Here is a 10,976-nt window from a genome sequence, read left to right on the forward strand (position 1 = left end):
GAGGTGCAACATCTTTTCTTAATAAAACTCGGTCCTCTTATATTCAGCACTCTTCATGCGCGGCCTTGCTTTGCTGCATGTTGCGCTGAACGACACACATATCCGGCATACAGATTCACGCTGAATACCCGATCAGCCAGAGGAATAAACATGAGCACAAAATTGAGAAAACTCTCCTTCATCGCCAGCCTTTCCGCAGCAGCTGTCCTGGCTGCATGCGGTGGCGGCGGAGCTGATGCAGGCAACGGCAGCCTCGCTGTTTCCCTCACCGACGCGCCTGCCTGCGGCTATGATGCCGTCAATGTCACCGTCACAAAGGTGCGGGTGCACCGCAGCGCCGATGCAGCGGACAATGCAGGCGGCTGGATTGACATCACGCCGCCTGCCGGCGTTGGCAAGATTAATCTGCTTGATTTCACCAATGGCAGAACGCTGGATTTCCTGCCGGTTTCCCTTCCCGCCGGCCACTATACCCAGCTGCGCCTCGTTCTCGACCGCAACACCGGCAACCGTGTCGCGAATTCCATCGTGCTGTCTTCCGATGCTTCGGGCAACGAGATTGCAATCGATACACCCAGCGCGGCGCAAAGCGGCATCAAGCTGATCAATGGTTTCGATGTGGAGCCCGGCCAGCAACTGAACCTGGTGCTGGATTTCGATGCCTGCAAATCCATCGTCACCAAGGGCAACGGCAATTACGCGCTCAAGCCGGTGATCAAGATGATTCCGGCCGCATTGAATGGCATCGACGGTTATGTCGACAAGGCTTTGCTAAGTTCCAATGTAATGGTGACGGCGCAGCAGAATGGAGAAGTGATCAGCGCGACTGCGCCGGACAAGGATACCGGACGTTTTTATCTCACTCGTCTTGCCCCCGGAAACTATGATGTCGTGATCACCGCAGACGATCACTCCACGGCAGTGATTACCCAGGTGCCGGTGGCCAGCCCCACCAGCACGGTCCTGCTGAGCACGGGCACTGCGCCGATCAATCTGCAATCGGCAGGCAGTCCGTCTCGCTCCATCAGCGGGACGGTCACGCTGAATCCGGCCAGCACCACGGAAGAAGTGCCGTATGTCGCGGCGAAGCAAAGCTTTGCCGCCGGACCTACGGTGACGGTCAAATACCGCGGTGCTGACTTGTCTACCGGTGCCTATACCTTGGACAAGCTGCCCGGGGTTGCGCCCCAGCTCGGCCAGTACAGTGCCACGCTGCCGATCGCGCTGACTACCCAGACCACGACTTCGCCCGGTACCGGCAAGTATGCGGTAAGTGCATCTGCCGTTGGTTACCAGACTTCGACGCCGATCACCTTCGACGTCAACGTAGGCGATGCGACTAACACAAACTTCACCCTGACGAAGTAATCCTCCAGACGGGCGGGATGAGGCGCGCGGCCAATGCGTGCCTCATCCCGCCTCCCGCCAGCAACCGGTTTGCAAATAAGCCGGACCATCCATCTCCCGCAGTACAGGATTTTCTGATAAAAAGGGCCCTGTTTCAAAAAATGAAACCGGCGCAGTCTTTCGCATTGCCCCTGCATGGACGGGAAGCCGAACATCTGCGGCAGAGATGTGTCTGCTGCATTCGCGAACCTGATCTTTGCAAGCAAGTCTTACTTGAAATGCATCCGTGTTACCGAGGCCTATCTTGAACAAATCCGACTACCAAAAACAGCAACAGCAAATCATTTCAGAGCTGCAAGTCGCATCTGCCTTCGATGCGCAGCAGGAAATCGAAAGACGCGTTTCCTTCCTGTGCGAATACCTGATCGCAAACAGGATGCAAAGCTATGTCCTGGGCATCAGCGGCGGGGTCGATTCCAGCGTGGCGGGGCGGCTGGCGCAGCTTGCGGTGGAACGCGCCCGCAGCAAGGGGCATCAGGCGAAATTCATTGCAATGCGTCTGCCCTATGGCGTGCAGCGGGATGAAGAGGATGCGCAGAAGGCGCTCAAGTTCATCCGGCCGGATATGACGCTGACCGTCGATATCAAGCCGGCCGCCGATGGCATGCTCAAGGCGCTGCAGCAGGGGCAGTTGCAGTTCAGGGATGAAGGCCAGGAGGATTTTATTCTTGGCAATATCAAGGCACGGCAGCGCATGATCGCGCAATACGCCGTCGCCGGTACCCATGCCGGGCTGGTGATCGGCACCGATCATGCGGCGGAAGCCTTGATGGGCTTTTTCACGAAATTCGGCGATGGGGCCTGCGACCTGACGCCGCTGACCGGCTTGAACAAGCGCCGTGTGCGCGCAGTGGCGGAAGCGCTCGGTGCCGAGGCTGACGTGGTGCACAAGATCCCTACGGCCGACCTCGAGAATCTCAAACCCTTGCGCCCGGACGAGGATGCGTATGGTGTCACCTACCACGAGATCGACGATTTCCTGGAAGGCAAGGAAGTGAGCGAGCACGCCTACGAAACCATCCTGCGGTTCTACACCAACTCGCATCACAAGCGGGCATTGCCGGTCCATCCGGCTTGATCCTTCATCCTCTTTCGGGGTAGCGCGATTGTCCGGCAGTGCCGGCGTGGGCTGCCATTACCGATGACGGCATCCGGGCGCGGCTCTTCTGCTCTGCCCGGACGTCGTATCGCTGGTTCAGCGGTTGATCAGGGATTTGGCAAACGCGGTCTGGGTGGCGCCGCTCATCTTCTCGCGCAGCCATTTGTGGGCGGGATTGCGGGTATCGCGCTCATGCCAGAGCATGTCGATGTGCACGCTGGGCATCGGGAAAGGCAATTCCTTGGTGATCAGGGCGCTGGTGATGCCGGTGGATGCAATCAGGTGGCGCGGCAATACCGTGATCAGATCGGAAGTGGCCACCACGCGTCCGGCGGTGAAAAACTGGTTGACCGTCAGCAGGATACGCCGCTCGCGTCCAAGACGTGCCAGCGCTTCGTCCACCAGTCCGCGCGCGCGCCCGGAAAAACTCACCAGCAAATGCTTGGCACTGCAGTAGGCATCGACCGTCAACTCCTCCTTGGCCAGCGGATGGTGCTTGCGCATCACGCACACATAGCGCCCTGAATACAGCTGTTGATGGCGGATCGGCGACACGGTCGTGCCCTGCCCGCTTGCCAGTTGCGCAACCACGCCCGGGAAAAAACCGATTGCCAGATCGATATCTCCGTGCAGCAGCATCGGACGCGGCTCGCGCGTGGTCAGCTGCGCCATCCGTATTGTCAGGTTGGGCGCTTCCCGCTCGATTGCACGCACGATGGATGGCAGCCACAGGGCAGCAGTGGCATCGGCCATTGCCATGCGAAAGGTGTTGCGCGCGGTGGAGACATCGAAGGATTGGTCTGCTGCCACCGCCGCTTCGAGTTCGGTCAGGGCGCGCCGCACGGTCGGCCACAGTTCTTCCGCGCGCGGTGTCGGCTTCACGCCATGCGCGGTCCGGATCAGCAATTCATCCCCGAGTGCTTCGCGCAGGCGCCGCAAGGCATTCGATACCGCAGGCTGCGTCATCGCCAGGCGGTTGGCGGCGCGCGTCAGGTTCTGTTCCAGCATGACCGTATCGAAAACCCGCAACAGATTCAGATCCAGAGTCAGGAAATTCATGGTGAAGACAAGGTTGGCGGTTCAAGGGAAAGAGGCGTACGACATTCACCAGAATTATAGCTGATATGAGAATTTGAAATTGGTGTAATAACTCGCGCGTATCTATACTGCAATGCATCAAAGTAATACACCAGAGAATAAAAAGGAACCTGCCATGACCATACTGACGATTGCCTTCCCGGTACAAGCCGCGATCCCGGTCGCCGAAACCGTGATCGGCTCGGCTGCGAGCATGGCCCGTCCGGCGCTCGGACTTGGCGCATTGGTGGCTGTGCTGATGATGTTCAAGCCCTTGCTGCTGGGCCTGGTACGCGCAGCGGTATTGGTGGTCAAGCCGCGCCAGACTGCACAGCAGCGCGCCGAACAGCGTGCCGCCCGCCGCGCCTTGCGCGATGCAAAGAAACTGCATCGCATGGCTGCCGAAGTCGAACGTTTGCAGCCGAACCTGGCTGCCGAACTGCGCTTCCTGGCATCGCGCGGTTGAAAGAATTTCTGCCATCCGGCATCAATATGCCGTACTGAAACCCATGTCTCCTCCTCCCTTCTAAAGGAAGGACTTCGCCCCGCAAAGCTTGCTTCGCGGGGCTTTTTTTTGTCTGCAGGATTTTGTCCTCCGGTCGCGTTGCGCCGACACGAAACCGGGAGCCCTCCGGCTCAAAGTCCCTGCAGCAGCAGTTGCGTATCCACCACGCGGAGCGCGGTCCGCAATGGCTCGCTGCTGTCGAAGGACCAGCGCTGCACGGCAAAGGGGGCATAGCCGGTTTCGGTCTGGATCGCAAACCGGAATATCGCGTCCCAGTCTGCATTTGGCGGCGCCACCCACACCACTTGCCGGCCGTTGTCGCCGCGTATGCCTGCGTGATGCAAATGGGGCCGGATGCGCTGTGCGCGCTGCTCCCGGCTTTCCGAATAGCCACCGTCCTGCAAGTCGGGCAAGGGCAAGACCAGAGGCACGCGCTTCTGTACCAGCATTTCGGCGCCGGTCTTGAACCGGGCCCAGGGACCAAGCAATGTGCGTTCGACGAAGGCTAATTCCTCCGCGCCGAGCGGTTCGTCCAGGTAATAGCAGGAAAGAATGAAAGCCATCACACCTCGTTGCGGCCGCACGGATCCGGAAAGATCTTGTTTCATTCGCTGCCGCCGTTCCTGCCTGCCATGATAAACCGCCATTGGCCGCCATAGCATGGTCCGGGCAGCCTTCGTTGTAAGCATTGATTTCATGCAAGCGAGGCCGAAGTTATGCCAATTTGATAAAACCAACGCAGAAGTGCCTTGTCCAAACTCCGATCTAGCTGAAAGGTAAGGATTGTGGCCAACAAGAATCCCGAGCAGGACTCCCACATCACTCCCGACAAGACCAGGCGCCGCGCCCGCACCGCACCGCGCCGCCTCACCCCGCTCCAGCATGTGCGCAACACATTGATCGGGCTTGTCCTCCTGATCGCGGCTGCGCTGATCGGATTCGCCACCTACATCACCTGGCTCGAGCCGAGCACGCCCAGCGTCGAAGACATCCTCAACTTCCGCAATGCCAAACCGAGCATCCTGCTGTCAGCCAATGGCACGCTGCTCGCCACCTACAGCCAGGGCCAGCAGGAACGGGTCGACCTGAAATACATTTCGCCCTATGTGATCAAGGCCCTGCTCGCCACCGAGGACCACCGCTTTTACGACCATCAGGGCATCGACATCCAGCGCACCCTGGCCGCCATTCTCCATACCGCAGGCGGCGATGCGCAGGGCGGCTCGACCATTACCCAGCAACTGGTGCGCAACATGTTTCCGGAAGAGATAGGTCGCTCGCGCACCATCGAACGCAAGCTGCGGGAAATGATCACCGCCGTCAAGATCGAACGCACCTATACCAAGGACCAGATCCTCGAGACCTATCTCAATACCGTGCCGTTCCTGTACAACGTGGTCGGCATCGAAATGGCGGCGCGCACCTATTACGACAAATCCGCCGCCGACCTGAACCTGCAGGAAAGCGCGACCCTGGTCGGCATGCTGAAGGGCACCAGCTACTACAATCCCGCGATCAATCCCGAGCGCGCCAAGAAGCGGCGCAACGTGGTGCTGGCCCAGATGGTCAAGCGCAACATGCTGAGCGAGGAAGAGTATCAGGCAGTGCGCAACAAGCCCTTGCAGGTACGCCTGACCAAGCAGGCGGAACCGCTCGGCATTGCGCCCCACTTTGCCGCCTACCTGCGCCGGATCCTGCTGGACTGGACTGCGGAAAACGGCTTGAACCTGTACACCGACGGCCTCGTCATCGAGAGCACCATCGATGACCGCATGCAGGAAGCGGCGACCGAAGCCGTCGAGCGCCAGGCCATGGCGCTGCAAAACATTGCCGATGTCGAATGGGGCCAGAAAGCCGAACGCGTGCATTCCTACACGCCATCCGTCTATGCTTCCCTGCGCAAGCGCGTCGAACCCTTCCAGTATTTCTGGGATGAGAATCCCGGCCTGCTCGACGCCTTCATCCGCGAGACGCCGCAGTACAAGAAAGCGGTCAACGCGCGCCAGACCGATGCGTCAGCCATGACCAAGCTGAAGATGAACCACCAATTCATGAAGCGGCTGCGTAATGCCAAGACCCGGCTCGAAGCCGGCTTTATGGCGATGGACCCGGCCACCGGCGAAGTCAAGGCCTGGGTCGGCAGCCGCGACTTCGAGCGCGACCAGTTCGACCATGTGGGCTTGGCGGAACGCCAGCCGGGGTCGACCTTCAAGCCGATCGTCTACGGCGCCGCACTCGAACAGGGCATGCATCCCTACCAGACTTACTTCGACAAGGCAGTGGAAATCCGCGCACCCGACGGCAGCGTCTGGCGACCCGGCGACATGTCCGGCCCCAGCGGCCGCATGATGAGCCTGCGCGAAGGCCTGATCTATTCCCGCAATTCGATCACGGCGCAGGTCATGCAGGATGTCGGCCTGCCCTCGATCATCCAGCTCGCGCGCGCCATGGGCATCCGGCAAAGCCGGCTCGATGCAGTGCCGTCACTGGCACTCGGCACCAGCTCGGTCACCCTGCTGGAAATGGTGTCCACGTATTCGACGATTGCGCAGCTCGGTGAATACCGCCAGCCGGTATTCATCAAGCGCATCTCGGACCGCAACGGCAAGGTGCTGGGTGAATTCAGTCCTGCAGGCGCACGTGCCATGTCGCGCGACACCGCAGTGGAACTGATCGACATGATGCGCGGCGTGGTCAGGCAAGGCACAGGCGCGACGGTGCGCAACCAGTTCCGCCTGTCCGCGGATATTGCCGGCAAGACCGGCACTACCCAGAACAATACCGACGGCTGGTTCATCCTGATGCATCCGAACCTGGTGGCCGGCGCCTGGGTCGGTTTCAACGATTCGCGCGTGACCATGCGCAGCGATTACTGGGGCCAGGGAGGGCACAATGCGAGTCTCCTGGTCGGCGATTTTTTCCAGAGCATCCTGAAAGCGAAGCAGATCAATGCGAAAGCGAAATTCCCGCAGCCCAGGCACAAGCCGCCGCTCCTGGTGAGAGCGCCGGACGATGTGCCCGACATGCCGGGCTACGGGGTCATTACGCGCAGCGATCCTGACAGGACCATCGTGGTCGGACCGCAAGGAAGGCAAGCCGCCAGCCATGGCGACGCAGTGGATGACCTGGCGCGTGTCTTGAGTGGCATGGGCCGCAACCCGGTGACGGCCGAAAGAATGGGCGGCGGCAGCGGCGACTCCGGCACGCTGCCATAACGAGCCACGGAAGCAAATTACGGGCGCAGTATGCCGCGATGAAACGCGATATGGTCTTGCATGAAGGTCGAGACGAAGTAATAGCTGTGGTCGTAATGCTCGTGGCGCCGCAGCGTCAGCGGCTGGCGCGCCTGATCGCATGCGGCTTCGAATGCTTCCGGCAATAGCTGCTGCCGCAGGAATTTGTCGTCGAGGCCCTGGTCGATCAATATGCCTTGCGGGAAAGGCGTGGTGCGCCGCTTCATCAGTTCCGAGGCGTCATGCTCTTCCCACGCGCTTCTGTCCTCGCCCAGATATTGGGTAAATGCCTTGGTGCCCCAGGGGCAGCGCGTCGGCGCGGCAATCGGCGCGAAGGCGGAGACTGAGCGAAACACCGACGGATGACGCAAGGCCAGCGTCAATGCGCCGTGGCCGCCCATCGAATGGCCGAAAATGCCGACCGCAGTGGAATCGGCATTGAACTGGCTGAAGACGATCTCGGTGAGTTCCTGCACGATATAGGACTCCATCCGAAACCGTTCGCGCCATGGTGGCTGCGTCGCATCCAGGTAAAAGCTCGCTGCGGTGCCGACTTCCCAATCCTTGTCTTCATCCGGGATGCCGGTATTGCGTGGACTGGTATCGGGCGCGACCAGCATGACGCCATGCTGCGCCGCCCAGCGCTGCGCGCCGGCCTTGATCATGAAGGTTTCCTCGGTACAGGTCAGCCCGGCCAGGTAAAACAGCACCGGCACCGCTTCATGATCTTCCTGCGGCGGATGGTAGACCGAAAAGCGCATCGGCAAGCCGATCACTTTTGAGTCATGCCGATAGAAGCCCTGCACGCCATTGAAGCACTCGTGTTCGCTGATCTCTTCAAGCATGGCAGTGGCCTTTCAATACAGCACGACGGAGCGAATCGATTCACCGCGCTTCATCAGCTCGAAGCCTTCGTTGATCTGCTCCAGCGGCATGGTATGCGTGATCAGGTCGTCGATATTGATCTTGCCTTCCATGTACCAGTCGACGATTTTTGGTACGTCGGTGCGGCCGCGCGCGCCGCCGAAAGCCGAGCCCTTCCATACCCTGCCGGTGACGAGCTGGAACGGCCGGGTCTTGATTTCCTCGCCGGCGGCAGCCACGCCGATGATGACCGACTGACCCCAGCCCTTGTGGCAGCATTCCAGCGCCTGGCGCATGGTGGTGGTGTTGCCGATGCATTCGAAGCTGTAATCGACACCGCCATCGGTGAGCTGCACGATCGCATCGACCACGTTGTCCACTTGTGTCGGATTGACGAAGTCGGTCATGCCGAACTGGCGCGCCATTTCTTCGCGCGCCGGATTGATGTCGACACCGATGATCTTGTCCGCGCCCACCATCTTCGCGCCCTGAATCACGTTCAGGCCGATGCCGCCCAGGCCGAACACGGCGATATTCGAACCCGGCTCCACCTTCGCGGTAAACAGCACCGCGCCGATGCCGGTCGTGACGCCGCAGCCGATGTAGCAGACCTTGTCGAAGGGCGCATCCGGGCGGATTTTCGCCAGCGCAATTTCCGGCACCACGATATGGTTGGCAAAGGTCGAGGTACCCATGTAATGGAGTATCGGCTTGCCGTCGATCGAGAAGCGGGTGGTCCCGTCCGGCATCAGTCCGCGTCCCTGGGTGCTGCGGATCGCCTGGCACAGGTTCGTCTTGCGCGACAGACAGAACTTGCACTGGCGGCATTCCGGCGTATAGAGCGGAATCACATGGTCGCCTTCGCGCAGCGAGGTAACGCCAGCTCCGACTGCAGTGACAATGCCCGCGCCTTCATGCCCGAGTATCGCGGGAAAAAGCCCTTCCGGGTCCGCGCCCGACAAGGTGTAGTAATCGGTATGGCAAATGCCGGTCGCCTTGACCTCGACCAACACCTCGCCCGCCTGCGGGCCTTGCAGATCGACGGTTTCGATGGTGAGCGGCTCACCTGCCTTCCATGCAACGGCTGCCCGGGTCTTCATGCATGCGCTCCTTTGTCAGCGGAATGGCAGGAAAGCTGCAATAGCTGCCTGCCTCATGAGAGCGGTAGATCGAATAGCAGAGGAAAAAATCCGCGGTTTGACAACAATAAGCGGGTGTTGACTAGGGGCAGCGGTTGCAGCAGGGAAGCGTTGTCGGGTCAGGTGCTTAAGTGCACAGACCAAGCCGTACCACGGTGTGGTTTCGTCCTGAATGAATAAATGTCAGGCCCCGCTGTGCATCCCGGGCCGGGTGGCCGATTGCGAACGGGGCGTCAAGATGGCCAATGCAATCGCCACGATGAAGAGCGCCGGCACGTCACCCGCCAGATGTCCCATTTGCTCCGGTTGGGTGAGCGCCTGAACAGCCATGATCCCTCCGTGCACGAGGCTAGACCACACGGTGAACCAGATCAGGCTCAGATTGGCTAATGGATCACGTGCAGCCAGGATCAGGAACACGCCGAGCGTGGCGTAGATGCCAACGATCATCATCGGATAGTCCGAGTAACCGATATGCCAAGCCCAGCCCGACGGCCAGAACAACATGAGTGGATAGAGAGCAAGGCACGCGAGGCCGGCCAAGACTAGGACGACGCGCAAATACCTGAGGCGATCGACTGCGGTCATAGGAAACTCCTGTTGGGGCCTATCGATTATTCCCTTGTCCTTTGGCGGAGTCCATGTACGACTAGTTATGCGCTTTCTAGAAACAACTCAGCAATAAACGACTCACTGGGATTTCTGGGATTGAAGACAATGCTCACCTTCTGTCCCTGATCAAGTGAAAGCACCTCTGAAGACAGATGCACTGGGCACCAAGAGTGGAAGGATTGGCCCTCTACACTGAAGGAGTACTCTACTCGGCCACGATCTTTTACGTACTGGATATAGTCAATGGTGCCTGCTGTAACTCTCCCCGAGATGGCTATGCGCTTTAGGCGGAGCACGCGCCACAAGAAGCCGATGAGAGTTAAGCTAAAACCGGAGCCGCAGAATGAGAGCCAGAAGAAGGAATTTCTGTCTAGGTTTTTGTGCAGAAGTGGAAATGCAAAGTAGAGAATGACTGCCGTAGCGGTACCCATAAGAAAGGCCAGGGCTGGCCAATCTGACTTAACTATTTTGCTTGTCTTTGGACTCATGCCATAACCTCGCAGTGCATAACATTAAAGGTGGCCGGCACCGCAGGCGTCCACGTCGATCAGGAAGTTAGATTTCGTTGCCAATGTTCGCCAATGGGTAATCTTTAAGCGCAAGTTGAAAATCCTTTCTGCATTCATCCACTGTTCCGTAGGTGCTATTTCTAGCAAGCCAAATTTCGTCCTCAATCGAATCAAACGCGTAGTATGTGCCGTCTCCCAGATCTGCGGATCGAGCAATATGCATTGCCCGTTTCACAGCCCAAACCAACCCCTCTTCATCAGATGGCATATGCTCTCGTAGATATCCAAGCAACCAGGACCAGCAAGGTGAGTATCTCGCTCCCCCTTGACCTCTTTCAAACTTGCCATTGCTGAGGCAAGACCCTTGCTCCAAGCTACTTCAATTAGCTCAAACGGCGGCTCATCCAGTTTTGCAATGACAGACGTGGCCCAGTCCTGCGCTTCCTTTGGTAAGAGGAGGCCGCATTCAAGCCCGAGTCGAAGGTATTCGGCAATAGTGGCTAGTGTTACCTTCGTCTGCATCTTGAGAAA

At 59.1% G+C, this 10,976-nt stretch carries 11 protein-coding genes; 4 read left to right on the plus strand and 7 right to left on the minus strand.

The window, feature by feature from the left end; translation table 11 throughout:
• Positions 1-150: 150 nt before the first annotated feature.
• Together HGHM_RS02705 and nadE are read left to right on the plus strand one after the other, a co-directional pair.
• On the plus strand, positions 151-1,368 hold the full coding sequence (locus HGHM_RS02705; protein ID WP_019139965.1) for a DUF4382 domain-containing protein: 1,218 nt from the start codon (positions 151-153) through the stop codon (positions 1,366-1,368).
• A gap of 283 nt (positions 1,369-1,651) precedes the next feature.
• Positions 1,652-2,485, plus strand: coding sequence for an ammonia-dependent NAD(+) synthetase (gene nadE / locus HGHM_RS02710; RefSeq protein ID WP_019139966.1), 834 nt, complete (start codon positions 1,652-1,654; stop codon positions 2,483-2,485).
• 117 nt (positions 2,486-2,602) lie between these two features.
• On the opposite strand, the gene HGHM_RS02715 is transcribed toward nadE, so the two are convergent.
• On the minus strand, positions 2,603-3,565 hold the full coding sequence (locus HGHM_RS02715; RefSeq protein WP_019139967.1) for a LysR family transcriptional regulator: 963 nt from the start codon (positions 3,563-3,565) through the stop codon (positions 2,603-2,605).
• A 154-nt stretch (positions 3,566-3,719) separates the two neighbouring features.
• Between HGHM_RS02715 and HGHM_RS02720 the strand changes: the two genes are divergently transcribed.
• Positions 3,720-4,049, plus strand: coding sequence for a hypothetical protein (locus HGHM_RS02720; protein WP_019139968.1), 330 nt, complete (start codon positions 3,720-3,722; stop codon positions 4,047-4,049).
• A 170-nt stretch (positions 4,050-4,219) separates the two neighbouring features.
• On the opposite strand, the gene HGHM_RS02725 is transcribed toward HGHM_RS02720, so the two are convergent.
• A complete protein-coding gene (locus tag HGHM_RS02725) occupies positions 4,220-4,651 on the minus strand; it encodes a hypothetical protein (protein WP_148415310.1) in 432 nt (143 codons plus the stop codon).
• A 222-nt stretch (positions 4,652-4,873) separates the two neighbouring features.
• Here HGHM_RS02725 and HGHM_RS02730 point away from each other — a divergent pair, with 222 nt between their 5' ends.
• Complete coding sequence (locus tag HGHM_RS02730; RefSeq protein ID WP_019139970.1) at positions 4,874-7,303, plus strand: penicillin-binding protein 1A; 2,430 nt, start codon at positions 4,874-4,876, stop codon at positions 7,301-7,303.
• A 17-nt stretch (positions 7,304-7,320) separates the two neighbouring features.
• Here the strand turns inward: HGHM_RS02730 and fghA are convergent, their stop codons facing one another.
• From fghA to HGHM_RS23590, 5 genes are all read right to left on the minus strand, one after another.
• Complete coding sequence (fghA, locus tag HGHM_RS02735) at positions 7,321-8,166, minus strand: S-formylglutathione hydrolase (RefSeq protein WP_019139971.1); 846 nt, start codon at positions 8,164-8,166, stop codon at positions 7,321-7,323.
• A 12-nt stretch (positions 8,167-8,178) separates the two neighbouring features.
• Entirely contained in the window at positions 8,179-9,285 is a 1,107-nt protein-coding gene (locus tag HGHM_RS02740; protein ID WP_019139972.1) for an S-(hydroxymethyl)glutathione dehydrogenase/class III alcohol dehydrogenase, read from the minus strand.
• Positions 9,286-9,507: 222 nt separating this feature from the next.
• Positions 9,508-9,912 (minus strand): DUF6632 domain-containing protein, encoded by a 405-nt coding sequence (locus HGHM_RS02745; RefSeq protein WP_019139973.1) that lies wholly within the window; start codon positions 9,910-9,912, stop codon positions 9,508-9,510.
• Positions 9,913-9,977: 65 nt separating this feature from the next.
• Complete coding sequence (locus tag HGHM_RS23860; RefSeq protein ID WP_019139974.1) at positions 9,978-10,424, minus strand: DUF3592 domain-containing protein; 447 nt, start codon at positions 10,422-10,424, stop codon at positions 9,978-9,980.
• Between the two features lie 252 nt (positions 10,425-10,676).
• On the minus strand, positions 10,677-10,976 hold a 300-nt coding region (locus tag HGHM_RS23590; RefSeq protein ID WP_218918032.1), incomplete at its 5' end, for a hypothetical protein.

It is taken from the genome of Noviherbaspirillum massiliense JC206, from assembly GCF_000312045.1.
Lineage (GTDB): Bacteria > Pseudomonadota > Gammaproteobacteria > Burkholderiales > Burkholderiaceae_D > Noviherbaspirillum > Noviherbaspirillum massiliense.